The 24151-nt window shown below is 70.6% G+C and carries 19 protein-coding genes; 11 read left to right on the top strand and 8 right to left on the bottom strand.

The features are described 5' to 3' along the window. The first annotated feature begins 24 nt into the window (after positions 1-24). Together IEY95_RS22345 and IEY95_RS22350 are read left to right on the top strand one after the other, a co-directional pair. Positions 25-915 (top strand): diacylglycerol kinase, encoded by an 891-nt coding sequence (locus IEY95_RS22345; RefSeq protein WP_189187876.1) that lies wholly within the window; start codon positions 25-27, stop codon positions 913-915. Between the two features lie 40 nt (positions 916-955). After that, positions 956-3817 carry a DEAD/DEAH box helicase gene (locus IEY95_RS22350; protein ID WP_189187877.1) on the top strand — a complete coding sequence of 954 codons (2862 nt, stop codon included), beginning with the start codon at positions 956-958 and terminating at the stop codon, positions 3815-3817. A gap of 60 nt (positions 3818-3877) precedes the next feature. Here the strand turns inward: IEY95_RS22350 and atzF are convergent, their stop codons facing one another. From atzF to IEY95_RS22370, 4 genes are all read right to left on the bottom strand, one after another. After that, positions 3878-5548 carry an allophanate hydrolase gene (gene atzF, locus IEY95_RS22355; RefSeq protein WP_189187878.1) on the bottom strand — a complete coding sequence of 557 codons (1671 nt, stop codon included), beginning with the start codon at positions 5546-5548 and terminating at the stop codon, positions 3878-3880. A gap of 233 nt (positions 5549-5781) precedes the next feature. Beyond that, positions 5782-9309 (bottom strand): 5-oxoprolinase/urea amidolyase family protein, encoded by a 3528-nt coding sequence (locus IEY95_RS22360; RefSeq protein ID WP_189187879.1) that lies wholly within the window; start codon positions 9307-9309, stop codon positions 5782-5784. Further along, on the bottom strand, positions 9306-9905 hold the full coding sequence (locus tag IEY95_RS22365) for an urea amidolyase associated protein UAAP2 (protein WP_189187880.1): 600 nt from the start codon (positions 9903-9905) through the stop codon (positions 9306-9308). The genes IEY95_RS22360 and IEY95_RS22365 overlap by 4 nt, the downstream gene beginning before the upstream one ends. After that, positions 9902-10726 carry an urea amidolyase associated protein UAAP1 gene (locus IEY95_RS22370; protein ID WP_189187881.1) on the bottom strand — a complete coding sequence of 275 codons (825 nt, stop codon included), beginning with the start codon at positions 10724-10726 and terminating at the stop codon, positions 9902-9904. Before IEY95_RS22370 ends, IEY95_RS22365 begins: the two co-directional genes overlap by 4 nt. A 197-nt stretch (positions 10727-10923) precedes the next feature. Here IEY95_RS22370 and IEY95_RS22375 point away from each other — a divergent pair, with 197 nt between their 5' ends. The 6 genes from IEY95_RS22375 to IEY95_RS22400 all read left to right on the top strand — a co-directional run bounded on the left by IEY95_RS22375 (position 10924) and on the right by IEY95_RS22400 (position 16479). Further along, positions 10924-11550 (top strand): TetR/AcrR family transcriptional regulator, encoded by a 627-nt coding sequence (locus IEY95_RS22375; protein WP_189187882.1) that lies wholly within the window; start codon positions 10924-10926, stop codon positions 11548-11550. A 366-nt stretch (positions 11551-11916) separates the two neighbouring features. Beyond that, positions 11917-13509 carry an ATP-binding protein gene (locus tag IEY95_RS22380; RefSeq protein ID WP_189187883.1) on the top strand — a complete coding sequence of 531 codons (1593 nt, stop codon included), beginning with the start codon at positions 11917-11919 and terminating at the stop codon, positions 13507-13509. Next, positions 13506-13913 carry a roadblock/LC7 domain-containing protein gene (locus tag IEY95_RS22385; protein WP_189187884.1) on the top strand — a complete coding sequence of 136 codons (408 nt, stop codon included), beginning with the start codon at positions 13506-13508 and terminating at the stop codon, positions 13911-13913. The genes IEY95_RS22380 and IEY95_RS22385 overlap by 4 nt, the downstream gene beginning before the upstream one ends. Beyond that, positions 13910-14332 (top strand): DUF742 domain-containing protein, encoded by a 423-nt coding sequence (locus IEY95_RS22390; RefSeq protein WP_189187885.1) that lies wholly within the window; start codon positions 13910-13912, stop codon positions 14330-14332. The genes IEY95_RS22385 and IEY95_RS22390 overlap by 4 nt, the downstream gene beginning before the upstream one ends. Continuing rightward, positions 14313-14933: a GTP-binding protein gene (locus IEY95_RS22395; RefSeq protein WP_189187886.1), complete on the top strand. Its 621-nt coding sequence runs from the start codon at positions 14313-14315 to the stop codon at positions 14931-14933. The genes IEY95_RS22390 and IEY95_RS22395 overlap by 20 nt, the downstream gene beginning before the upstream one ends. 76 nt (positions 14934-15009) lie before the next feature. Then, positions 15010-16479, top strand: a complete 1470-nt coding sequence (locus tag IEY95_RS22400; RefSeq protein ID WP_189187887.1) for a cytochrome P450 — start codon at positions 15010-15012, stop codon at positions 16477-16479. Between the two features lie 210 nt (positions 16480-16689). On the opposite strand, the gene IEY95_RS22405 is transcribed toward IEY95_RS22400, so the two are convergent. Beyond that, positions 16690-17640, bottom strand: coding sequence for an RluA family pseudouridine synthase (locus IEY95_RS22405; RefSeq protein ID WP_189187888.1), 951 nt, complete (start codon positions 17638-17640; stop codon positions 16690-16692). 29 nt (positions 17641-17669) lie between these two features. Continuing rightward, positions 17670-19208 carry an amino acid permease gene (locus tag IEY95_RS22410; RefSeq protein WP_189187889.1) on the bottom strand — a complete coding sequence of 513 codons (1539 nt, stop codon included), beginning with the start codon at positions 19206-19208 and terminating at the stop codon, positions 17670-17672. Between the two features lie 264 nt (positions 19209-19472). Between IEY95_RS22410 and IEY95_RS22415 the strand changes: the two genes are divergently transcribed. The 3 genes from IEY95_RS22415 to IEY95_RS22425 all read left to right on the top strand — a co-directional run bounded on the left by IEY95_RS22415 (position 19473) and on the right by IEY95_RS22425 (position 22098). Then, positions 19473-20123: a PadR family transcriptional regulator gene (locus tag IEY95_RS22415; protein ID WP_229703235.1), complete on the top strand. Its 651-nt coding sequence runs from the start codon at positions 19473-19475 to the stop codon at positions 20121-20123. 188 nt (positions 20124-20311) lie between these two features. Beyond that, positions 20312-21325, top strand: a complete 1014-nt coding sequence (locus IEY95_RS22420; RefSeq protein ID WP_189187890.1) for an ATP-binding cassette domain-containing protein — start codon at positions 20312-20314, stop codon at positions 21323-21325. Beyond that, on the top strand, positions 21322-22098 hold the full coding sequence (locus IEY95_RS22425) for an ABC transporter permease (RefSeq protein ID WP_189187891.1): 777 nt from the start codon (positions 21322-21324) through the stop codon (positions 22096-22098). Before IEY95_RS22420 ends, IEY95_RS22425 begins: the two co-directional genes overlap by 4 nt. Before the next feature lie 144 nt (positions 22099-22242). Here IEY95_RS22425 and IEY95_RS22430 read toward each other — a convergent pair whose 3' ends face one another. Further along, on the bottom strand, positions 22243-23079 hold the full coding sequence (locus IEY95_RS22430) for a siderophore-interacting protein (protein WP_189187892.1): 837 nt from the start codon (positions 23077-23079) through the stop codon (positions 22243-22245). Between the two features lie 101 nt (positions 23080-23180). Further along, a complete protein-coding gene (locus IEY95_RS22435) occupies positions 23181-24119 on the bottom strand; it encodes a 5'-3' exonuclease (protein WP_229703262.1) in 939 nt (312 codons plus the stop codon). Positions 24120-24151 lie beyond the last annotated feature (32 nt).

The raw sequence follows: 24151 nt of genomic DNA on the forward strand, positions 1-24151 counted from the left end.
GCTCGGACCTCGTAGGGTCAGGCCGTGACCAGCGAGATCACCCTCATCGTCAACCCCACCGCGGGACGCGGCCGGGGCGCCCACGCGGCGCAGCCGGCCGCTTCGGCTTTTCGGGCAGCGGGATTCTCCGTCCGCACGATCTACGGGGAGAACGCCGAAGACGCCCTCACGCGCGCGCGTGCCGCTGTCGAGGGCGGCACCGACGCCCTCATCGCCGTCGGCGGCGACGGCATGGCGAACCTGGCCCTGCAGGCCGTCGCCGGGACCCGCACCCCGCTCGGCCTCGTCGCCGTCGGCACCGGGAACGACTTCGCGCGGACGCTGGGCCTGCCCGTACGTGACCCCGCGACCGCGGGGCGGGGGATCGCCGAGGCCCTCAAGGGGGCGCGGCTGCGCGACGTCGATCTCGGGCGGGTGGGCGACACCTGGTTCGGCACCGTCCTCGCCTCCGGCTTCGACTCCCGGGTCAACGACCGCGGCAATCGCATGCGATGGCCCACAGGGCGCTTCAAGTACGACCTGGCCATGCTCGCCGAACTGGCCGCCTTCAAGCCCTTCCCGTACCGGATCACGCTCGACGACAGCGAGGTCCAGGAGATCGAGGCGACGCTCGTGGCCGTCGGCAACGGATCGTCGTACGGCGGCGGCATGAAGATCTGCGCGGACGCGGACCTCGCTGACGGCCTGTTCGACATCACGGTCGTCGGGGACTGCAGTCGCACGACGCTGCTCACGGTGTTCCCGAGGGTCTACAAGGGCACCCACCTCGACCATCCCAAGGTCACCGTGCACCGGGCCGCCAAGGTCGAACTCGTCGCGCAGGGCATCACCGGGTACGCGGACGGTGAGCCGCTCGGGCCGCTGCCGCTCACCGCGCGCTGCATACCGGCGGCGGTGCGGGTGGCGGTTCCCTGAGCTGCGGGGATCCCGGGTCTCACAGCATCGGATCCCGATATTGATCGTCCTGTTGTCAGTGCCTCCCGGTAGTCTCGAAAGCACGATGACAGAGGACCTCTCACCGGCCGAGCGGTATGCGGCAGCTCGACAGCGCGCTGTCGAGCAGGCCACCGCGCTCGCCTCCTTCCGCGAGATGTACGACTTCGGCCTCGACCCCTACCAGATCGAGGCCTGCCAAGCTCTTGAAGGGGGCAAGGGCGTTCTGGTGGCCGCGCCCACCGGCTCGGGCAAGACGGTCGTCGGCGAGTTCGCCGTCCACCTCGCCCTCCAGCAGGGCAGGAAGTGCTTCTACACGACGCCGATCAAGGCACTCTCGAACCAGAAGTACGCCGATCTGTGCCGCCGTTACGGCGCGGACAAGGTCGGCCTGCTCACCGGCGACAACAGCGTCAACTCCGAAGCCCCGGTGGTCGTGATGACCACCGAGGTGCTGCGCAACATGCTGTATGCGGGTTCGGGGACCCTCCTCGGTCTCGGCTATGTGGTCATGGACGAGGTGCACTACCTCTCCGACCGCTTCCGCGGCGCCGTCTGGGAGGAAGTGATCATCCACCTGCCGGAGTCGGTGACCCTGGTGTCGCTCTCGGCGACCGTGTCGAACGCGGAGGAGTTCGGCGACTGGCTGGACACCGTGCGCGGCGACACCCAGGTGATCGTCTCCGAGCACCGGCCCGTGCCGCTGTTCCAGCACGTGCTGGCCGGGCGCCGGATGTACGACCTCTTCGAGGAGGGCGAGGGCCAGAAGAAGGCCGTCAATCCCGACCTGACGCGCATGGCGCGCATGGAGGCCAGCCGCCCGTCGTACCAGGACCGCAAACGGGGCCGCGCCATGCGCGAGGCCGACCGCGAGCGGGAGCGCAGACAGCGCTCCCGCATGTGGACGCCGGGCCGCCCCGAGGTCATCGAGCGGCTCGACGCCGAAGGGCTGTTGCCCGCCATCACGTTCATCTTCAGCCGCGCGGCCTGCGAGGCCGCCGTCCAGCAGTGCCTGTACGCGGGCCTCCGGCTGAACGACGACGAGGCGCGGGCCAAGGTGCGCGAACTCGTCGAGGAGCGCACCGCCTCCATCCCGACCGAGGACCTGCACGTCCTGGGCTACTACGAGTGGCTGGAGGGCCTGGAGCGCGGCATCGCGGCCCACCATGCCGGCATGTTGCCGACCTTCAAGGAGGTCGTCGAGGAACTCTTCGTACGCGGCCTGGTCAAGGCCGTCTTCGCGACGGAGACCCTCGCGCTGGGCATCAACATGCCCGCCCGCTCGGTGGTGTTGGAGAAGCTCGTCAAGTGGAACGGCGAGCAGCACGCCGACATCACCCCCGGCGAGTACACCCAGCTGACCGGCCGCGCCGGGCGCCGCGGCATCGATGTCGAGGGCCACGCGGTCGTGTTGTGGCAGCGCGGCTTCAGCCCCGAGCACCTGGCGGGACTCGCGGGCACGCGCACGTATCCGCTGCGCTCCAGCTTCAAGCCGTCGTACAACATGGCGGTGAACCTGGTCGAGCAGTTCGGGCGGCACCGCTCGCGCGAGCTGCTCGAGACGTCCTTCGCGCAGTTCCAGGCCGACAAGTCGGTCGTCGGGATCTCCCGGCAGGTGCAGCGCAACGAGGAGGGTCTCGAGGGCTACAAGGAGTCCATGACCTGCCACTTGGGCGACTTCGACGCGTACATGCGGCTGCGCCGAGAGCTCAAGGACCGCGAGACCGAGCTGGCGAGGCAGGGCGCGTCGCAGCGTCGCGTCGAAGCGGCCGTCGCCCTGGAGAAGCTCAAGCCCGGCGACGTGATCCATGTTCCGACCGGAAAGTACGCCGGACTCGCGCTGGTGCTGGACCCCGGGCTGCCCGCGGGCCGGTCGAACGGCCACCGTGGCTTCGAGCAGCACGACGGCCCGCGCCCGCTGGTGCTCACCGTCGAGCGCCAGGTGAAGCGGCTGGCCTCGATGGACTTCCCGGTGCCGGTCGCGGCGCTGGACCGGATGCGGATCCCCAAGTCCTTCAATCCGCGCTCGCCGCAGTCGCGTCGCGACCTGGCGTCCGCGTTGCGCACCAAGGCCGGGCACTTCGTCCCCGACCGGCACCGCAAGAAGCGGTCCGAGGCCGCCGACGACCGCGAGATCTCCCGGCTGCGCACGGCGATCCGGGCCCACCCCTGCCACGGGTGCAACGACCGCGAGGACCACGCCCGTTGGGCCGAGCGCTATCACCGGCTGCTGCGCGACACCTCGCAGCTGGAACGCCGCATCGAGGGCCGGACGAACACCATCGCCCGCACCTTCGACCGGATCGTCGCCCTCCTCACCGAGCTGGACTACCTGCGCGGCGACGAGGTCACCGAACACGGCAAGCGGCTCGCCCGGCTCTACGGCGAACTCGACCTGCTCGCCAGCGAGTGCCTGCGCGCCGGAGTCTGGGAGGGGCTCAGCCCTGCCGAACTCGCCGCCTGCGTCTCGGCGTTGGTGTACGAGTCGCGGGTCGCCGACGACGCGATGGCACCGAAGGTGCCGTCCGGCAAGGCCAAGGCCGCCCTCGGCGAGATGGTCCGCATCTGGGGCCGCCTCGACGCGCTGGAGGAGGACTTCCGGATCACCCAGACCGAGGGCGTCGGCCAGCGCGAACCGGATCTCGGCTTCGCCTGGGCCGCGCACGAGTGGGCCTCCGGCAAGGGCCTCGACGAGGTGCTGCGCGAGGCCGAGATGCCCGCCGGTGACTTCGTGCGCTGGTGCAAGCAGGTCATCGACGTACTGGGCCAGATCGCGGCCGCCGCGCCTGCCTCCGGCGGCCAGGGCTCCACGGTCGCGAAGAACGCGCGCAGGGCCGTCGACGCGTTGTTGCGCGGGGTGGTGGCCTACTCGTCGGTGGGCTGATCCAGGGCTCGTGGCGCGCCGTCTCCTTGATGTTCGGGAGGCGGCGCGCCCTTTTTGTCCCTAGAGCACCGGTCGCTCGGGACGCGCCCGGAGGTACCCGCGCCAGCCGCCGTACTCCGTGATGTCCTTGGCCCCTTCGAGCGCGCCGGGCTCGCACAGGAAGCCGGGTACGTGTGTGCCGTCGGCCAGTTCGACCCGGCCCAGAGCCATCGGCCGGGGCAGGTCGGCGAGCAGGCACCCGAGGCCTTCGGCGGGCAGCCGCCACACCTCCGCCTCGATGGCGCTGCCGCCGGTGCCCACGTGGACCAGGCCGGGCTTGGGGGGAGTGGTGGACAAGGCGTGCAGACGGTAGGCGGGTGCCGTCGTGGTCGTCCGTTCCCACTCCGCTCCCAGGGAGAGGAGTTGGGTGTTGAGGGGCTGGCCCGACAGGTGTGCGCCGACGACGGCGATCCGCAGCCGGGGCTGGAGCAGCCGGGCGATCCGGGCCAGGCGCTCGTCCGTGAACGCGGGGCCGATCAGCATCACGCCGAAGGGAAGCCCGTCCACGGTGCCGCCGGGGACGGCGACCGCGGCCAGGTCGAAGAGGTTCGTGGAGTTGGTGAAACGGCCCAGGCGGGCGTTGGCGCCCAGCGGGTCGGCGGCGACCGCGGCGAGCGTGGGGTGGCCCGGCGTCGTCGGCAGCAACAGCGCGTCCGCGTCGCCGAGTTGGGTGAGTGCCCGGGTGTGGAGCTCGGCCAGCCGGTCCTGGTCCGTGTACAGCTGGTGGGCCGGGATGTCCCGGGCGCGGGTGATGATCCCGGCGACGGTCGGGTCGAGGCCCGCACCTCCTTCGGCGATCAACTTGTCGACAAAGCTCCCCACGGCGGTGTAGCGCTCGGCGACGAACGCACCCTCGTAGAGCATCGCGGCGGCCTCGGTGAACGGGGTGAGGTCGAGGGCGCGCACCTGCGCGCCCGCCGCCGCCAGCTGGGCCACCGCCGCCTCGTACGCCTCCGCCCAGCCCTCGTCCAGCTCTCCGAGCTGTGCCGCAGGCGCCACGGCGACGCGCCAGGGGCCGGGGGACCGCTGGGGGAGCGCCGGGAGGTCGCGGCCGGACGGGGTCGCCATGTATGCGAGGGCCTGCTCGGCCTCCGGGAGCGTACGGGCGAACACGGTCACGCAGTCCAGCGAGGCGCAGGCCGGGACGACGCCGGTCGTCGGGACCAGGCCGCGGGTCGGCTTCAGGGCGACGATGCCGTTGAAGGCCGCGGGGACGCGGCCCGAGCCGGCGGTGTCCGTACCTAGGGCGAAGTCGACGATTCCCAGGGCTGTGGCCACGGCCGATCCTGAGCTGGAGCCGCCGCTGACCCTGGTCGGGTCGAGGGCGTTGCGGACGGCGCCGTAGGGGGAGCGGGTGCCGACCAGGCCCGTCGCGAACTGGTCCAGGTTCGTGGTGCCCAGCACGATCGCGCCTGCCGCGCGCAGGCGGGCGACTACGGGGGCGTCTTCCTCCGGGGTGTACGCGTAGGCCGGGCAGCCGGCGGTGGTCGGAAGGCCCGCCACGTCGATGTTGCCCTTCGCGGCGAAGAGCTTGCCGGCGAGGGGGAGGGGCTCGCCTGCGGCGACGCGCTCGTCGATGGACCGGGCCTCCCGCTCGACCTCCGCCCGAGGGCGAAGGTCGATCCAGATTTCGGGACGGTCCGTGGCCTCGATGCGGGCGTACGCCAGGGTGACTCTGGTGAGAGTGGACATCGGTGCTCCTTGCTGTTCGGGTGCGGGCCGGTGGGTGGTCCCTGCCCACCCGTTCCGCCCTGCGGAACGTCTGCCCACAGACGGCCGGTAAGGATTCTGGGCACCGTCGTCCGTACTCAGGCTTCGTCCTGCGGAATGTCTGCCCGCAGACCGCCGGTGGGGATTCAGGGCACCGTCGTTTGTGCTCAGGCTTCGTCCTGCGGAACGTCTGCCCGCAGACCGCCGGTAGGGATTCAGGGCACCGTCGGCTCCGCGGGCGCCAGCACAACCAGTGGCGTGCCCGCCTCCACCTGGTCGCCCGGCTTCGCGAGGATCTCCTTCACCACTCCGTTCATCGGCGCAGGCACCCTCGACTCCATCTTCATCGCCTCCAGGGCGAGGAGGGGCTGACCGGTGGTCACCTCGTCGCCCGTTCGGACGTTCAGCTGCCACACCGAAGCGGCGAATTCGGCCTCCACGAGATGGCCGCCCTCCGGGACGGTCACCTCGGCCGCGGGAGCCGAGGGCGCGGTCGCCGCCTCCGCCCGCGCGAACTCGCCCGCCGCCTCCCAGGCGTCCCGTTCCGTCGAGAAGGCGGCGCCCTGCCGGGACCGGAACTCCGCGATGGAGTCCGCGTTCTCGGCGAGGAAGGCCTCGTACTCGGCGAGTGAGAACTCTCCCTCCTCGATCCGGGGGACGAAGCGCCCCGAGGTGATGTCGGCCCGCAGCTGCAACAGCTCCTCGGGCTCCACCGGGTACCACTTGATGCGGTCGAAGAAGCGCAGCAGCCACGGTGAGCCGAGCTCGAAGGCACCGCGCTGCTGCCAGCCCGACCACACCTGGGTCGTACGGCCGACGAACTGGTAGCCGCCGGGGCCCTCCATGCCGTAGACACAGAGGTATGCGCCGCCGATGCCGACCGAGTTCTCGGCAGTCCAGGTGCGCGCCGGGTTGTACTTGGTGGTGACCAGGCGGTGGCGCGGGTCCAGCGGTGTCGCCACCGGCGCGCCCAGGTACACGTCGCCCAGGCCCAGTACGAGGTATTCCGCGTCGAAGACCGTGCGGTGCACGTCCTCCACCGAGTCCAGGCCGTTCACGCGGCGGATGAACTCGATGTTCCACGGGCACCAGGGCGCGTCGTCGCGGACACCCGCCATGTAGCGGGCGATCGCCTCGCGGGTGGCCGGGTCGTCCCAGGAGAGCGGGAGGTGGACCGTGCGGGAGGGGACCACCAGCTGGTCGGAAGGAGGGAGCGCCGCGGCGATCGCCCTGACCGTGGCGAGGAGCGCGCGCTGCGGGAGCCGGCGCGGGTCCGTCTGGATCTGCAGCGAGCGAATGCCGGGTGTCAGGTCCGTGACGCCGTCGAGATCCGCCTCGGCGACCGCCTCCATCAGCGCCTGGACGCGCATCCGCAGGGCCAGGTCCAGCTGCATGGGCCCGAACTCGACCAGCAGGTTGTCGTCGCCGCTGCGGCGGAAGGTCACGTCGCCGTCGCGTGCGAGCACCCCGCCGTCCACGATCGCGGGCCGCGCCGAGCCGTCCTCGGCGAGCGGCGCGAAGCGCACCGTGTCACCGGGGCGGAACTGCCCGAGCTTCCAGCGCTCCGTGCTGACGACCGTTGCCGGGCAGACGAAGCCGCCGAGTGAGGGACCGTCCGGGCCGAGCAGCACCGGCATGTCGCCGGTGTAGTCGACCGCGCCCACCGAGTAGGGCGTGTCGTGGATGTTGGACGGGTGCAGGCCCGCCTCCCCGCCGTCCGTACGCGCCCAGCGGGGCTTCGGCCCGACCAGCCGTACACCCGTGCGCGCCGAGTTGAAGTGGACCTTCCAGTCGGCGGCGTAGAAGTCGTGGATGTCGTCCTCGGTGAAGAACTCCGGTGCGGCGTGCGGGCCTTCGAGGGCGCCGACCCGCCATGCGGACGCGAACACGGGCCGGTCGCCCAGGGGCACGGGCACCCCGTGATCCGTCACCGACCCGCCGTGCAGCACATCCCCGGTCCGCAGCGTCCGCCCCCCGTGGCCGCCGAACCGGCCCAGCGTGAACGTGGCCGCGCTGCCGAGGAACGCCGGCACATCCAGGCCGCCACCCGCGAACAGCACGTAGGTGCGCAGCCCGTGCTCGGCGGGGGCGCCCACCTCCAGTACGGCTCCGGCGGGCACCGCCACCGGCTCCCACTGGGCGACTGGCGCGCCGTCCACCGTGACCGGCGCGGGAGCACCGGTGACGCACACGGTCGTGGCGTGGGTGAACCGCAGCGTCGGTCCTCGCAAGGTGCATTCGAGTCCCGGCGCGCCCTCGTGGTTGCCGAGCGCGCGGTTGCCGAGACGGAAGGACAGGTCGTCCATCGGGCCGCACGGCGGCACGCCCACCTGCCAGTAGCCGGTGCGGCCGGGCCAGTCCTGCACGGTGGTGAGGGTCCCGCCGGTGACGACCTCGATGCGCGCCGTCGGGTCGGCGATCCAGGCCAGCGTCGCCGTCGAGTGCGTTGCCGCCCGGAAGGACTCCTCCGCGAGCGCCGCCCGCACCAGCCCCAGGTTCGTCTCGATGCCGTCGACCCGGGTCCTGGCCAGCGCCTCGTCGAGGCGTTCCAGCGCGTGCGCCCGGTCCGACCCGTACGCGATGACCTTCGCGAGCATCGGATCGTAGGACGTGGTCACCTCGGTGCCCGTCTCGACCCAGCCGTCCACGCGGACACCGCCGGGGAACTCGACCCGCGTCAACAGGCCCGCGCTCGGCCGGTGCTCGCGCGAGGGGTCCTCGGCGTACACGCGGGCCTCGACGGCGTGGCCGCGGGGCGCCCCCGGATCCCGTACGACATCCGATTCCCCGCGCGCCAGCCGCAGCATCCAGGCGACGAGGTCGATGCCGTAGACCTCCTCGGTGACCGGATGCTCCACCTGGAGGCGGGTGTTGACCTCCAGGAAGTAGGCCTCCTCGCGGGCGGCGTCGTAGACGAACTCGACCGTACCGGCCGAGCGGTAGTCCACCGACGCACACAAGTCGCGTGCCGACGAGGCGAGTTGATCGCGCACACGCGCGGGCAGCCCCGGGGCCGGGGCCTCCTCCAGCACCTTCTGGTTGCGGCGCTGGAGCGAGCAGTCGCGGTCGCCGAAGGTGACGACGTGGCCCCGGCCGTCGCCGAAGACCTGCACCTCGACATGGCGAGCGTGCTCGACCAGGTGCTCCAGGAAGACCCCCGCCGAGGAGAAGGAGGCCGCGGCGACGCGCTGCACCCGCTCCCATGCCTCGGTCAGTTCATCGGCAGAGCGACATGCCGACATACCGATGCCACCGCCACCGCCGGTGGCCTTGAGCATCACGGGATAGCCGATGCGGTCGGCGGCTTCCAGAGCTTCCGGCAGGCCGGGGAGGAGCCCCGTGCCCGGCGCCAGGGGCACCCCCGCCGCCTCCGCCGCCGCTCGCGCCGTGTGCTTCGCGCCGAACAGCTCCAGCTGCTGCGGTGTCGGCCCCACGAACACGATCCCGGCGTCCTCGCAGCGCCGCGCGAACGCCGCGTCCTCGGACAGGAAGCCGTACCCGGGGTGGATCGCACCGGCACCGGTGTCCTTGGCCGCCTTCAGAACGAGGTCGGCGTCGAGGTACGACTCCTTGGCGGGCGCGGGGCCCAGCCGTACCGCCTCGTCGGCGAGCCGGACATGGGGTGCGGAGCGGTCGGGGTCGGAGTACACGGCGACCGTGCGCAGGCCGAGTTCGCGGGCCGTCCGGATGATCCGTACCGCGATCTCGCCCCGGTTGGCGACGAGCAGAGTGTCGAAGGTCATTCCGGCGCCCCGATGGCCATCTCCACGGCGGTCGGCTCGAAGCCGTTGCAAGGGTTGTTGATCTGGGGGCAGTTGGAGACCAGCACGATCACGTCGCGCTCGGCACGCAGCGTCAGCTGCAGCCCCGGCGCCGAGATGCCGTCGACGATGCCGAGGGTGCCGTCCTTCTCGACCGGCACGTTCATGTACCAGTTGATGTTGGAGACGAGATCCCGTTTGCCGAGGCCGTACTTGGCACCCTCCGCGAGGAAATTGTCCACACAGGCGTGCTGGGACCAGGTGTGGTGTCCGTACCGCAGCGTGTTCGACTCCTTGGAGCAGGCGCCGCCGACCGTGTCGTGCCGGCCGACCTCGTCCGCCACGACGGTCATCAGCGGGGTGTGCTCGTTGGACATCAGCACACTGCCCGTGGTCAGGAAGATGTTGCCCTGCGCGTGGATCGTGTCGGGCGCGCTGTAGCGGACCGCGGTGTCATGGGCGTCGTACACCAGGAAGTCGACGGCCTGGTTGCCGTGCAGATCGGTGACGGTGAGCGTTTCGCCGGCGCGGACGACGGCCGACCAGGCGGCCCGGGCCGGAACAACGGTGCGGGTCATGCGATCCCCCTCGCGGCAAGGAATTCGGCGGTGTTCAGGAAGGCGCGGCGGCCCTCGGGCGTCGCCTCCCACAGCAGGTCGCCCGGCCTGGTCGCCTCCGAGCGCCACGCGAGCACCTCCAGCGGGGTGCTCACGTACTCAGGCCGGGGATCGGCCGGGTGCGGCACGTTCGCGATCAGTACGGTGACCTCCTGTTCGGTGCGCAGGGTCACGCTGCCGCCGGGCCCGGCCGAGCCGGTGAAGTCCAGCGAACCGTCGTCGCGGACCTCCACGCCCTGGAAGAAGGAGAGCGAGGGCGGAAGATCACGCGGTTGGAGCCCGTTCTTGGCGGCGGCCAGTGTGAACAGCTCGCGGCCGGCCGGGGAGGGGGACTGCGGCGTCCCGTCCCCGTACCGGTCGGTGTTCCGTACGAGCGTGGAGGTGCCGCACAGCGCGTCGTGCCGCCCGGAGGTGTCGGCGATCACCGAGGCCAGCACCCGGCCCTGGTCGGACAGGAGCAGCTGACCCTCGCCCAGGTACGCGTTCCACTGGACCTTGACCGTGTCCGCCACGTTCAGGCGCTCCCAGGGCCGGTCGGCGACGTACAGCAGGAGGTGCGCACACGCATCGCCGCGCAGGTCGGTCAGCCGCAGCTCGGTGCCGCGGGCCAGCACCCTGTGCGTGTAGTTGCCGCCCGACACCGTCTCCGCCCATACCAGGTGGCCCGCCTCGCAGGGAGGCGTGGGCCACGCGCCGGCGGGGACGACGGGCATGGCCTCGGCGTGGGTGCCGTCCTGGGATCGGGCGTGGTCACGGGCTCCGTAAGTGGTCGCTGTCGCCATCGCGGGACCTCCGGCTGTTGACGGCTCGGGTTATTTCTGTCGCGCGACAGAAATTAGGGGTGGGTCAGGTCGATGCCGTGTCTCGTGCGTTGCCGTCGGGTTACCGATCCCTCACGCCGGCGCCTGGGGGTGCCCCCCGACGGGGCGCGGGGAACTGTGCGACCGGCCACGGCGGACCCGCAGCTAGGATCGAACGCATGGGAACCGGTGGTGGACGGCGCGTCGGCCGGCCGCGCGCAGCGCAGCGGCCGGACAGCGGGCTGACCCCGCGCGCCGAACTGCTCGCCGCCGCCGCCGAGTTGTTCACCACACGCGGCTACGCGGCGACGACCACCCGTGCCGTCGCGGAGCGGGCCGGCATGCGCCAGGCCTCCATGTACCACTACGTCTCCGGTAAGGAAGAGCTGCTCGCCGAGCTCCTGGAGTCCACGGTCACGCCTTCGCTGACCTTCGCCCGCAAGCTCCTCGCGGACGACGCGGCCCCGGCGGGGAGTCGACTGTGGGAGCTGTGCCGTACGGATGTGGAGCTGCTCTGCGGTGGCCCGCACAACCTCGGCGGGCTTTATCTGCTGCCTGAGGTGCGCACCGAACGCTTCGCGGGCTTCCATGCCGTACGGGCCGAACTCAAGGACGCCTACCGTCAGTTGCTCGCCGCGACGCCGGCGGGGGGCGTGCTGGCCAAGAGTGAGCTCGATCTGCGCACGGATCTGCTGTTCGGGCTGATCGAGGGGGTCATCCTTGTGCACCGATCCGATCCGGAACGGCCGGTGTCGGCGTTCGCCGAGGCCACGGCGGACGCGGCGCTGCGGATCGCCGGAATCTGAGCCGGTTCCGAGCCGAAACCGAGCCGGATTCCGAGCCGGATTCCGAGCCTGAATCGGAGCCCGGGTTCCCGGAGTTCTCACCCCTCCAGGGGATGGCCTTCGTATGCCCGTACGTCGTCACGCACCGTGTGCGAACGAGGTCTCAGCGTGCAAATGAGGCCGAGGCTACTCCTGTCCCGAAGGCGTTTTCAGGTGCTTGCGGAATATGACACAGCGATGATCCGGTCGGACTAAGCTCGCCCGCAGCGCACCGAGTTGAGGTGTATTCGTGCGCTTGTTCCCAAAAGTTCCGAAGATTCAGTTTGACCATGCCGTTTCCCCCCAACCTTCCCCGACCCCCCAGTCGATTTGTCTCAGAGGGCATACATGGTGAGTGTTCAATCGCCTCCCGGTGGCCGTGAACTTCCCTACGCGCGCGTGCTGTTGCTGCCCGCCATACTGATGGCCGCGGCGACCGGAGCCGCCGTCGCCGTCGTGACCGACCCGGCCCGGGCCGCCGTCGGCTGGTGCGGCGGCATCGCGACGCTCCTGGTCATCGCGATCGGCGCCGAAGCCGTACGCCGCGGCCGCATCGCCCGCGACCTGCGCGCCGAACTCGCTCGACGCACCGCTGACGCGGAACAGCGCATCGCCGCCCACGACCAGGACATCGTGTACCTGCACGAGAACGTCCTGCCCGCCGCGCTCGACCAGCTGCGCGGCGGCGATTCCCCCGCAGAGGTGATTCGCACCCTGGGTCGCGACAACCCGGACCACCGCGGAATCCCCGAAGCGCAGCGCGATCTGCTGAAGACGCTGCTCAAGATCATCGACACCGAGGAGTCGATGCGCGACGCGGCGCAGCGCTCCTTCGTCAACATCGCGCGGCGCGTCCAGGCCATCGTCCACCAGCAGAACAATGAACTGCGCGAGATGGAGGAGGACCACGGGCGCAACCCCGAGGTCTTCGACGACCTCCTGCGCATCGACCACGGCACCGCGCTGATCGGCCGTCTCGCCGACTCCATCGCGGTCCTCGGCGGCGGCCGTCCCGGGCGCCAATGGCCCCAGCCCGTACCGCTGTTCAGCGTGCTGCGCGGCGCGATGTCCCGGATCCTCGAGTACCGCCGCATCGAGCTGCACAACATCGTCGACGTCGCCGTCAAGGGCGTATCCGTCGAACCGCTCATCCACGCCCTCGCCGAGCTCCTCGACAACGCCACGCGCTACTCGCCGCCGCACACCAAGGTGCACGTCACCGCCATCGAGGTGCAGACCGGCGTCGCCATCGAGATCGAGGACGGCGGCGTCAGCCTCAGCGACGAGGCCCGCGGCAAGATCGAGGAGCTGCTCCGACTGGCCGCGGCCGGCGTCGACCCGAACGTCATGGGGCAGGCCCCACGGCTCGGCATGGCGGTCGTCGGCCGACTCGCGCAGATGTACAGCATGCAGATCTCCCTGCGGCAGTCCGCGTACGGCGGCGTCCGTGCCGTCCTCATCGCGCCGCGCGACATGCTCACCACGGGCCCGGCCCCCGGTCTCGCGCACGGCGTCGGCGCGCCCTCCGTGACAGGTGTCGACACCGGCGGCGTCGAGGGTCCGGCGCGCAAGCCCAAGAAGCGCCGCCCGACCACCGGGCCCCGGATCCCGGCCCCGATCGGCGGGACCACGGACGACGACGTCCCCACGGTCACCGAGTGGACGGCCAACGGGCTGCCGCAGCGCCGCAGCCGGGTCAAAGTCCCGCTCAGCCAGCGGTACGCCGAGGCGGCACAGGCCGAGGCGGAGGCTGCCGAGGCGAAGGCGGCAGCGGCCTCCGCATGGTCACCCGAGCCCGTCCCGGAGGAGAAGGAACCCGAACCGGGTCTGTGGGTCGAGGCGTTCATGAACGGACTCAAGGGTGATCCGGACCCGACCGCATTCGCCAGGAACAACGAGGCGGCCCCTGCCGAGGCCGACGACGAGGGGGACCTCAAGTGATCCAGCAGCGAGCCAACTTCGACTGGATGCTCAAGGAGCTCGCCGACGGCGTTCCGGGCATCCAGCAGATCGTGGTGCTCTCCGCCGACGGCCTGCGCATCGCCCGCTACGGCGGTGACCCGGACGCCGCCGACCGGGTCGCCGCGGCCTGCGCGGGCCTGCAGAGCCTGGCCGGAGCCGTCGCGAACGAGATCCCCCGCAGTGACGGCCGGATGCGCATGGTCATCATCGAGATCAACGGCGGTTACTTCTATCTGATGTCCGCGGGACCCAACGCCTATCTCGCGGTGCTCGCCAACCAGACCGCGGAGCCGGGCCTGATGAGCAACCGCATGCGTGACCTCGTCGTACGGATCGGCGCCCATCTGACGAGTCCGCCGCGGCGCAACGGGCAGACCGTATGACTCCTCCGCAACGCCGGCGGCGCCACCCCAAGGAAGAACCCCCGGAGCCTCCCAAAGCGGCTCCCGCTCCGGCGGGCCAGGACAACCCGAAGGAACCCGAGCGCCTGTATGTCCTCACGGGCGGGGGAGAGGGCGGAGATCGGGCCGACATCGACCTGGTCACGTTAATCGTGGCGCGCGCCGACGTGCCGCCGCCCGCCATCCAGCCGGAGCAGTCGGCGCTGCTGCGGCTCTGCAAGGCCCCTCTGTCCGTGGCCGAGCTCTCGGCCTATCTCAACCTGCCGTTCAGCGTGGTGACCGTCCTGCTCACCGAGCTGCTGGCGGCCGAACTGGTACAGGCGCGCGCCCCGATCGTCCGTCGGGCGCTCCCCGACCGTTCCCTCCTCGAAGCGGTGATGCATGGACTTCAAAAGCTCTGACACCATCACGGGCCCTCGCGCCGAGGACCATCTGCCGCACACCGCGCAGGCGGCAGTGAAGATCGTGATCGTGGGCGGCTTCGGGGTCGGCAAGACGACCATGGTGGGCTCCGTCAGCGAGATCAGGCCGCTGACCACCGAAGAGACGATGACGCAGGCCGGCATCGGAGTCGACGACAACTACGGTTCCGAGACCAAGACGGCCACCACCGTCGCCATGGACTTCGGCCGCATCTCGATCACCGAGCAGCTGGTGCTCTATCTGTTCGGTACGCCCGGGCAGGAGCGCTTCTGGTTCCTGTGGAACGGCCTCTTCGAGGGCGCGCTCGGCGCGGTCGTGCTGATCGACACCCGCCGCCTGGAGGTCAGCTTCGACGTGATCGGCCGACTGGAGGAGCGCGGTGTGCCGTTCGTCGTCGCCATAAACGACTTCCCGGACGCGCCCCGTTATCCGGTCGAGGACCTGCGGGCCGCGCTCGACCTGTCCGAGGAGATCCCGATCGTGAAGTGCGACGCGCGCCGCAGGGCCTCCAGCCGGGACGTCCTGATGACGCTGATGCGCTTCCTGCACTCGCTGGCCATGTCCCGGGCGCGCGCCTGAGCTTCCCGTATCGACAGCAGCACACATACACCAACTCCCCATAAACCGGATCCCTTTCAGTTTCGGAGCGATCACCGTGACGCCTGAATCCCACTCCCCGACCGGTACGGACGACCCCACGCTCGGCCCGCCGCCCGGCTGCCCCGCCCATGGCCTCGGTCCCGGCGGGCTGCACCGCCTGTACGGACCCGAGGCGGAGGACCTGGGAGCCCTGTACGAGAAACTCCGCGCCGAACACGGCGCCGTCGCCCCCGCGCTGCTCCACGACGACGTGCCGATCTGGGTGGTGCTCGGCCACGGCGAGAACCTGCACATGCTGAGCAGCCCGGCGCAGTACGCGCACGACAGCCGCCTGTGGACCGCCGTCCAGGACGGCACGGTGAAGCCCGACAACCCGCTGATGCCTCTCTTCGCCTGGCAGCCCATCTGCGTCTACGCCGAGGGCGACGAGCACCTGCGGCTGCGCGGGGCGGTCACCGGCGCCATCTCCACCATCGAGTTCCGCAGCCTGCGGCGTCACATCAACCGCGCGACACAGCACCTCGTCAACCAGTTCTGCGAGCTCGGCACGGCCGACCTGGTCAGTCAGTTCGCCGAGCACCTGCCCATGGCCGTGCTCTGCGAGATCCTCGGCATGCCCGAGGACTACAACGAGCGCTTGGTGCAGGCCGCCCGCGACATGCTCAAGGGCACCGAGACCGCGATCGCCAGCAACGAGTACGTCATGAGTGTGCTGACGCGGGTCACCACCCGGCGGCGCGCCAAGCCCGAGGACGACTTCACCAGCCACCTCATCAACCACCCGGCCGGGCTCACCGACGACGAGGTCGCCCAGCATCTGCGCCTCGTCCTGCTCGCCGCGTACGAGGCCACGGCCAACCTCATCGCCAACGTGCTGCGCATGGTGCTCACCGACCCGCGCTTCCGCGCCCAGCTGAACGGCGGCCAGATGACGGTGCCGCAGGCGGTCGAGCAGTCCCTGTGGGACGAGCCGCCGTTCAGCGCCGTGCTGGGCTACTTCGCCAAGCAGGATACGGAGTTGGGCGGCCGGCGCATCCGCAAGGGCGACGGACTGCTCTTCGCGATGGCGCCGGGCAACGTCGACCCGCGGGTCCGCCCCGACCTCACCGCCAACATGATGGGCAACCGATCGCACCTCGCCTTCGGCGGCGGGCCTCACGAGTGCCCGGGCCAGGACATCGGCCGTGCCATCGCCGACGTCGGTGTCGACGCGCTGCTGATGCGCGTGCCGGACGCCGAACTCGACTGCGAGGAGCACGAGTTGCGCTGGAGGTCGTCGATTTCGTCGCGCCACCTGGTGGAGCTGCCCGTGCGGTTCGCGCCGAAGCCACCGCAGGACGTGATGCAGCGTCCCGCCGTCAACGCGGTGCCGCGCCAACGGCCGAACTGGCAGGTCACGACGGAGCAGGCCGAGCCGGTCGCGCCCGCACCGCAGCCGGTGGCCCCCCAGCCCGCGTCGACACCGGAGCCGGCCCGCCGCCTCGGCGCCTGGCAGCGCTTCCTGCGCTGGTGGCGCGGCTACTGAGAGGCCGCGCGGCGAGGGCCGCGGGCCCCTTCGGCGGGACCTGTTGCGGCCCCGGGGCGTACGACGCATACGCGCCATGGGTGCTTATGCGTCGGAGAGTACCTGTGTGTCAGAGGGTGCCTATCTGTCGTAAAGCGCCTGCATGTCGGAGAGCGCCTACGTGTCAGAGGGTGCCTATGCGTCGGAGACTGCCCGCATGTCAGAGGGTGCCTACGCGTCGCGGGACGCCCACGCGTCGTACGAGGCCCAGGCCTCCAACTCCCGCTCGCTGACGAACCGGTGCGCCTGCCCCGTGATCGGATCGGTGAACTCCAGTACCCGCGCCAGCAGTTGCAGCGGACGCCGGAAGTCACCGGCCGGCACGGGGCCGGTCACCACCGGGTAGAGCGGATCGCCGAGGATGGGCACGCCCAACGCGTTCATGTGCACACGGAGTTGATGGGTCTGCCCGGTGCTGGGTGTCAATCGGTAGCGCCCCACTCCGTCGCGGTGCTCGCGCAGCTCGACCCGGCTGACCGCGTTGGGCTCGCCCGCCACCTCCTGGGCGGCCAGCACCCCGCGCTCCTTCACGATCCGGCTGCGGACAGTACGCGGCAGCACCAGCTCCGCGTCGTACACGGCCACGGCCTCGTACTCCTTGCCGACGAGCTTGTCGCGGAACAGCGACTGGTACGCACCGCGTTCCTCGGGCCGCACGGTGAACAGCACCAGTCCGGCGGTGAGCCGGTCCAAGCGGTGCGCGGCGCCCAGCGGCGGGAGCTCCAGCTCCCGCCGCAGCCGGGCGAGGGCGGTCTCCGCGACATGGCTGCCACGCGGGGTGGTGGCGAGGAAGTGCGGCTTGTCGGCCACGACGATGTGCTCGTCGCGATACACCACGTCGAGCGCGAACGGCACCGGCTCCTCGTCCGGCAGCTCCCGGTGGAACCACACGCACATCCCCGGCACATACGCCGCGTCGGCGCTCAGCGGCCGCGCGTCCTCCCCGACGATCAGCCCCTCGCCGATCATCCGGTCGATCACCCCGGCCCCCGCCGCGAGCCGCTCCACCAGATGCTCGCGCACGGTGGCCCAGCCCCCGCCCTGCGGCAGCTTGATCCGCACGGGGTCGACCCCGTGGCGCTGCGGCAGGGGGGAGAGCGGGATCCGGGGCTTGCGTCTCACCTGGTCAAGCGTACGAGGCCCGGTGCCTGTCAGGCGTACGCAGGTGACTCCACCGCCATCGCCCGCGCCCTGTACGCCCGGTACCCCGCGCCCGCGACCAGTGTCACGCCCAGGAACAGCAGGGTGAACCACTGGAAGTACCAGTGCCCGCCCGCCGGGTCGTACACCGCGGCGCGGGGCCAGGCGAGGTTGACGGTCATGAAGAGGCCGTAGAGGAGGGCGATCGCGTTGACCGGGACGCCCCAGCGGCCGAGCGAGAACAGGGGGCGGCCCTCCTCGTCGACGCCGTCCGCGCCCGGGAACTCGCCGCGCAGGCGGCGCACCAGCAGGGGGCCGGTCACCATCGCGTACGCCAGGTACAGCATCACGATGCAGGTGGTGCCGATCGCCAGGAACGCGTCCGGGGAGACGAAGTCGAGGAGCAGCAGAGCGGCGGCGAGGATGCCGACGACCAGGGCGGGGGCGCTCGGCATGCCGGTGCGCGGGTTGACCTTGGCGAGGCGGCGGGAGAAGGGGAGCTGGTTGTCGCGGGCCATCGAGAAGAGCATGCGGCAGGCGGCCGTCTGGATCGCCAGCGTCGCCACCGCGATGGCCACCACCACGTCGGCGAGCAGCGCACGGCCGACCCCGTCACCGAGGCTGCTGGTCAGGACGTAGCTCAGGCCGTCGACACCCAGGTGCCCGTCCGTGAGGCTGGGCGCCGCCAGCAGTCCGCCGAGGACGATCAGCCCACCGAGCAGGCCCGCGGCGCCGAGCGCGGTGAGGATCGTACGGGGCGCGGTACGGCGCGGGTTGTGGGTCTCCTCGCTCATCTCGCCGGCGCTGTCGAAGCCGATCATCACGTACGCGGCCATGAACGACCCCACCATGAGCGCCCCGAAGAGGCCGGTGCTGCCCTCGCCGGTGTGGAAGGTGATGCCGGGGGAGCGCTCGGAGTGTGTGAGCAGCAGCACGATGATCAGGACCGCGCCGATGATCTCGGCGGTCACGCCGATCCTGTTGATCGCGGACATCACACGGTTGTCGACGACGTTGACGAGGGTGGTCAGGACCAGCAGGATCACGCCGAGCACGGCCGCGTTGGCGGCCCCGTCGGGACTCGTCGGCGCCGGATCGCTTCCCACCAGCTGGAAGCCGGACCAGATCGCCGGCAGCACCATCTGCAGCGCCAGCGCCGCCGCCGCGACCACCACGATCTGCCCGATCACCATGATCCACCCGGCGAACCAGCCGAACGAGAGGTTCGACAGGCGGGACGACCACTGGTAGATCGCGCCCGAGAGCGGATAGCGCGCGGCCAGCTCCGCGAAGCACGCCGCGACCAGCAACTGGCCCACCAGCACGGCGGGCCAGGTCCAGAAGAAGACCGGACCGCCGAACGCGTACCCGAAGGCGAAGAACTGGAAGACGGTGGTGAGGACGGAGATGAAGGAGAACCCGGCGGCGAACGAGGCGTACCGGCCGAGGCTGCGGTGCAGCTCCTGGCGGTAGCCGAACTCGGCCAGGGAGCGGTCCCCGGAGGACTCCGGAGGGTCGGGGCGTACGTCGGAGGGGGCGGTGGTGGTCACGGCGGCACCTGCCTTCGGCGCGGAAGGATGGGCGGGATCCTGGTGGGGCCCGGGCGGCCGCGGACGCGGCGCCGGGATTCCTGTCGGGTGACAGAAATTAGGGAGACCCTGTTTCGCTCGCGTGACGCGGCCATGTCGGCGGCGGGCCTAAGTCCTCACGCCCTTGCCATCTCCATCCGGACGCGATACATCGTGTCTATTGACTCCTGCTTCGGATACGCGATATGTTCGTCCGCGGATATTCGGGGGCGAGGTGAGATCGTCGTGGCGACGAAGCGCAGGAAGCTGAGCAATCCGCTGGCACTCGCGGTCATGGTGCTGCTCACCGAGCGGTCGATGCACCCGTACGAGATCGCCCAGACCCTGCGCCGACGTGGCAAGGATGCCAGCCTGAAGATCAACTACGGCTCGCTCTACACCGTCGTGCAGAACCTGGAGAAGCACGGCTTCGTCGAGGTCGCGGAAGTGCAGCGGCAGGGCAACCGCCCCGAGCGCACCCTCTACGGCATCACCGACGCCGGACGTGAAGAGGCCACGGAATGGCTGTCGGACCTCCTCGCCGTCCCGGCGCAGGAGTATCCGATCTTCGAGGCCGCGCTCTCACTGATGGGCGTACTCCACCCCGACGAGGTGGCCCGCCTGCTGGCGGAGCGGCTGAACATGCTGGAGGTGCGGGCCGCGAGCCTGCGCGGCGGCATGGAGAAGCTCTACGAGACGCTGCCCCGGCTCTTCCTGATCGAGTCCGAGTTCAAGCTGCACATGATCGACGCGGAGGCCGCGTGGGTCCGCGGCTTCCTGGCGGAGGTCACGGCGGGCACGTTTCCCGGAGTCAAGGAGTGGCGGACCTTCAACGAGACGGGGGAGGTCCCCGAGGAATACCGGAATCTGGAGGACGGCGACGTCGAGAGACCGTAGCCGAACAGAGAAAGACCCCGGCAGAGCTGTTGCAGCAGCCCCGCCAGGGTCTCGAACCCCGAACTGAATCCGCCGCGAGGCAGTTCCAGGCGATCGAGGTGCGGCACACCCAGGATAGCCCGGCGCTCTTCACGCGGATCGGCTCGGCCCTGCCCGAGATCACCCGCTCACACAGGAGAGCAGTCGTCATGAGTACCCGTGCGCCCGCAGTCGAGGCGCGTCAGCTGATCAAGACCTATCCCGGAGACGTCACCGCGCTCGGCGGCATGGACGTCACCGTCGAGCCCGGCACCGTCTTCGGACTGCTCGGTCCGAACGGTGCGGGCAAGTCCACCACCGTCAAGATCCTCACCACTCTGGCCCGCCCCGATTCGGGCATCGCGACCGTCGCGGGCCACGACGTGCTGCGCCACCCGGACCGGGTGCGCCGCGCGATCGGCGTGGTCGCCCAGAGCTCGGGCGCCGACCCGGTGGCGACCGGCCGGGAGAACCTCCAACTCCAGGGCAGGCTCTACGGATTGAAGGGTGCCGGGCTGCATCGCCGAGTGGATGAGCTCCTCGACCGCTTCACGCTTGCCGACGCCGCGAAGCGCCAGGTCAAGGGCTACTCCGGGGGGATGCTGCGACGCCTGGACGTGGCGCTCGGCCTGGTCCACCGCCCCGAGGTGCTCTTCCTCGACGAGCCGACCACCGGTCTCGACCCCGAGGCGCGCACCGCGATGTGGGACGAGATCGCCCGCCTCGCCGGCGACGAGGGCCTGACGATCCTGCTCACCACGCACTACCTCGAGGAGGCCGACCGGCTCGCCGAGCGCATCGCGATCGTCGACCGCGGCCGAGTCGTGGTCGAGGGCACCCCGGATGATCTGAAGGGCGAACTCCGCGGAGATGCCGTCCACGTGGAGCTGCGCGACGCGGTCGGCGAAGCCGGTCGTACGCTGCTGAGCGGCGCCCTCACCCGGCTGCCCGGCGTGCACGAGGCACTGTTCGACGGCCGCCGCATCAGCGTCCGCGCCGACGACGGGGCCGCCGCGGTGCCCGCCCTGCTCGGGGCGCTCGAGCGCGCTGGGGTCGGCGTCGTCGCCGCCACCGTCGCTCGCCCCTCGCTCGACGACGTCTATCTGCGCTACGCGGGCCGCCGTTACTCCGAGGCCGAAGCGGAAGGCGCCGACAGCCTTGTCCTCACCGGAGGTGCCCGATGAGTACCGCCGTCTCGCAGACCTGGTACATGACCCAGCGTCAACTCATGGTGTTCGTACGGCAGCCCGCGTACCTGCTGATCACCTTGATCCAGCCGGTGGTCTGGCTGTTCCTGTTCGGCAACCTCTTCAAGAAGGTCGTCGAGCTCGGCGGCTTCGGCACCACCTCGTATCTGGACTATCTCGTACCCGGCGTCGTCGTGATGAGCGCGCTCAGCTCCAACATGTGGGCGGGCATGACCACGCTCGACGAGATCCAGCGGGGCACGCTCAACCGGTTCCTGACCACGCCCGTCAGCCGGGCGGCCCTGATGAACGGCAATGTCGTCAACAACGGCCTGGTCACCGCGTTGCAGTCGGTCATCATCGTGCTGCTCGGACTGCTCGGCGGCGCCGACTACCCGGGCGGGATCGGCGGCGTCGCGATCTTGATCATCGCCTCGGTGCTGCTCGGCACGATCTTCGGGGCGCTCTCCAACGCGCTGGGCATGCTGGTCCGGGAGCGGGAGTCCATCATTGGCATCAACACTTTCCTGCTGCTGCCGCTGACGTTCCTGTCCTCGGCCTTCATGGCCCCGTCCCAGATGCCCGGCTGGATGCGGCACATCGCCGACTTCAACCCGCTCAACTGGGCGATGGTGGCGGGCCGTTCGGCGCTGTCCGCCCACCCGGACTGGGGTGACGTCTTCAGCCGGGGCGGCGCGCTGCTCGCTCTCGCGGTGGCGGCGGTGTGGCTTTCGATCCGCACGTTCCGGTCGTACCAGCGGTCGGTGTGAGGCGGTTGACCAGGAGACGGCCATCAAGCGGTTGACCAGAGGGGCGGCCACGGGGCCGATGACCAGGAGGCCGCCACCTGACGGTTGACCAGGAGGCGGCCACCGAGCAGGTGGCCGCCTCCTGTCACTCATGTCCCCGAGCGCTTACGCGGACGCCTCCTGCTCGGCCTCCACCTGCGCGTTCCACTCGCGCTTCGCCGCCTGCCAGCCGTCCTCGTTGTGCCCGAGACGCCAGTAGCCGGTGATCGACAGGTCCTCGCGCGGGATCTCGCGCTCGACCCGCAGCAGTTGGCGCAGCTCCTTCACGAATCCCGCCTCGCCGTGCACGAACGCGTGCACCCGGCCCTCGGGGAACGCGAGGGCGCGGACGGCCTCGACCAGGGCTTCGCCAAGGGGCCGGTCGCCGCGGTGCAGCCAGACGACCTCCACGTCGGAGTCGATCTTCTGCTCCTCCTCGGGGCCCGAGACCTCGACGAAGGCATGGGCCACCGCGCCGTCGGGCAGCGCCTCCAGAGCGGCCGCGATGGCGGGCAGCGCGCTCTCGTCACCGGCCAGCAGATGCCAGTCGGCGCTCGCGTCGGGCGCGTACGCACCGCCGGGGCCCATGAACCGTACGACCTCGCCCGGCTGGACCCGGGCGGCCCACGGACCGGCCAGACCCTCGTCGCCGTGAATCACGAAGTCCAAAGTCAACTCGCGCACCTCGGGGTCCCAGGCACGCACGGTGTAGGTCCGGGTCACCGGCCACTGGTCGCGCGGGAACTCCTCGCGAACGCGCTGCATGTCGAAGGGCTCGGGGTAGGTGACACCCTCGGCGCCGAACAGCAGCTTCACATAGTGGTCGGTACTGCCGCCCGCGGTGAACTCGGCCAAGCCGTCGCCGCCGAGCACGACCCGCTGCATGTGCGGGGTCAGTCGCTCGGTCCGCACCACCTGCGCGGAGTGGGGCTTCCGGGGCTTGCGTGCCGGGCGCTCTGCCATGACGGCCTCCTAGTTCACATGCTTAGGCTTACCTAAGTTAGCACCCTTCCCTCTGCGCGACCTATGCGTGAAGCGGTACTGCCTATGCCTGAAGAGTTCATCTATGTCTGCAGAGTCGAGAGCAACCGCTGCAACGAGCCGCCCAATCCCCAGCGTACGGCGAGTTCGTCCACTGCGGCCGGGTCGCGCGGCGCGTGCGGCAGCACTGTGTCGACGTCCGGCAGGGGGACGTCGCCGGCGACCTTGACGACCTTGGGAGCGACGGCGACATACGGCCGCGACTCGTCGAGGCGCTTGCGCTGCGAAGGAGTCAGCTTGGCCTTCGGGTCGTCGACCGCGGCCATGATCCCGGCCAGGTCGCCGAATTCGGCGAGCAGCTTGGCGGCCGTCTTCTCGCCGATGCCGGGCACGCCGGGCAGACCGTCGCTCGGGTCGCCGCGCAGCAGCGCCAGATCCGCGTAACCCGGGCCGTCCACGCCGTACTTCTCGCGCAGCCAGGCCTCGTCGGTGAGCTGGAGCGTGCCGACGCCCTTGAGGGGATACAGGACGCGCACCCCCCGCTTGTCGTCGACGAGTTGGTAGAGGTCGCGATCGCCGGTGACGATGTCGACCGGGCCCGTGGCCCGCCCGGTGAACGTGCCGATCACATCGTCCGCCTCGTACCCCTCGACCCCCACACGCGCGATGCCCAGGGCGTCCAGGACGTCCTCGATGATCGGTACCTGCGGCGACAGTGTGTCCGGTACCTCTTCCTCGTCCGGACCCACCTCATGCTCCTCGGCCACCCGGTGCGCCTTGTAGGAGGGGATCAGGTCGACCCGCCACTGCGGGCGCCAGTCCGCGTCCATGCAGGCCACCAGGTCGTCGGGGTGGTGGTCCTTGACCAGGCGGTCGATGAATTCCAGCAGCCCCCGCACGGCGTTCACGGGTGTGCCGTCCGGGGCCTTCACGGATTCCGGGACGCCGAAATAGGCGCGGAAGTACAGCGAGGCGGTGTCGAGGAGCATGAGTCGTCGAGTCTGCTGTGTCACGTTCCGCATCATGCCGTACGCCACTGACAGTGACCGTCTCG

Origin of the sequence: Streptomyces albiflavescens (genome assembly GCF_014645835.1) — a bacterium.
In the GTDB taxonomy this organism is placed as follows: Bacteria; Actinomycetota; Actinomycetes; order Streptomycetales; family Streptomycetaceae; genus Streptomyces; species Streptomyces albiflavescens.

Bases quoted from the DNA above. Each gene is read 5' to 3' on its own strand.
- IEY95_RS22435 (WP_229703262.1), bottom strand. From the start codon at position 24,119: ATGCGGAACGTGACACAGCAGACTCGACGACTCATGCTCCTCGACACC.
- IEY95_RS22430 (WP_189187892.1), bottom strand. From the start codon at position 23,079: ATGGCAGAGCGCCCGGCACGCAAGCCCCGGAAGCCCCACTCCGCGCAG.
- IEY95_RS22390 (WP_189187885.1), top strand. From the start codon at position 13,910: ATGACTCCTCCGCAACGCCGGCGGCGCCACCCCAAGGAAGAACCCCCG.
- IEY95_RS22365 (WP_189187880.1), bottom strand. From the start codon at position 9,905: ATGACCCGCACCGTTGTTCCGGCCCGGGCCGCCTGGTCGGCCGTCGTC.
- IEY95_RS22360 (WP_189187879.1), bottom strand. From the start codon at position 9,309: ATGACCTTCGACACTCTGCTCGTCGCCAACCGGGGCGAGATCGCGGTA.
- IEY95_RS22425 (WP_189187891.1), top strand. From the start codon at position 21,322: ATGAGTACCGCCGTCTCGCAGACCTGGTACATGACCCAGCGTCAACTC.
- IEY95_RS22380 (WP_189187883.1), top strand. From the start codon at position 11,917: ATGGTGAGTGTTCAATCGCCTCCCGGTGGCCGTGAACTTCCCTACGCG.
- IEY95_RS22370 (WP_189187881.1), bottom strand. From the start codon at position 10,726: ATGGCGACAGCGACCACTTACGGAGCCCGTGACCACGCCCGATCCCAG.
- atzF (WP_189187878.1), bottom strand. From the start codon at position 5,548: ATGTCCACTCTCACCAGAGTCACCCTGGCGTACGCCCGCATCGAGGCC.
- IEY95_RS22420 (WP_189187890.1), top strand. From the start codon at position 20,312: ATGAGTACCCGTGCGCCCGCAGTCGAGGCGCGTCAGCTGATCAAGACC.
- IEY95_RS22375 (WP_189187882.1), top strand. From the start codon at position 10,924: ATGGGAACCGGTGGTGGACGGCGCGTCGGCCGGCCGCGCGCAGCGCAG.
- IEY95_RS22395 (WP_189187886.1), top strand. From the start codon at position 14,313: ATGGACTTCAAAAGCTCTGACACCATCACGGGCCCTCGCGCCGAGGAC.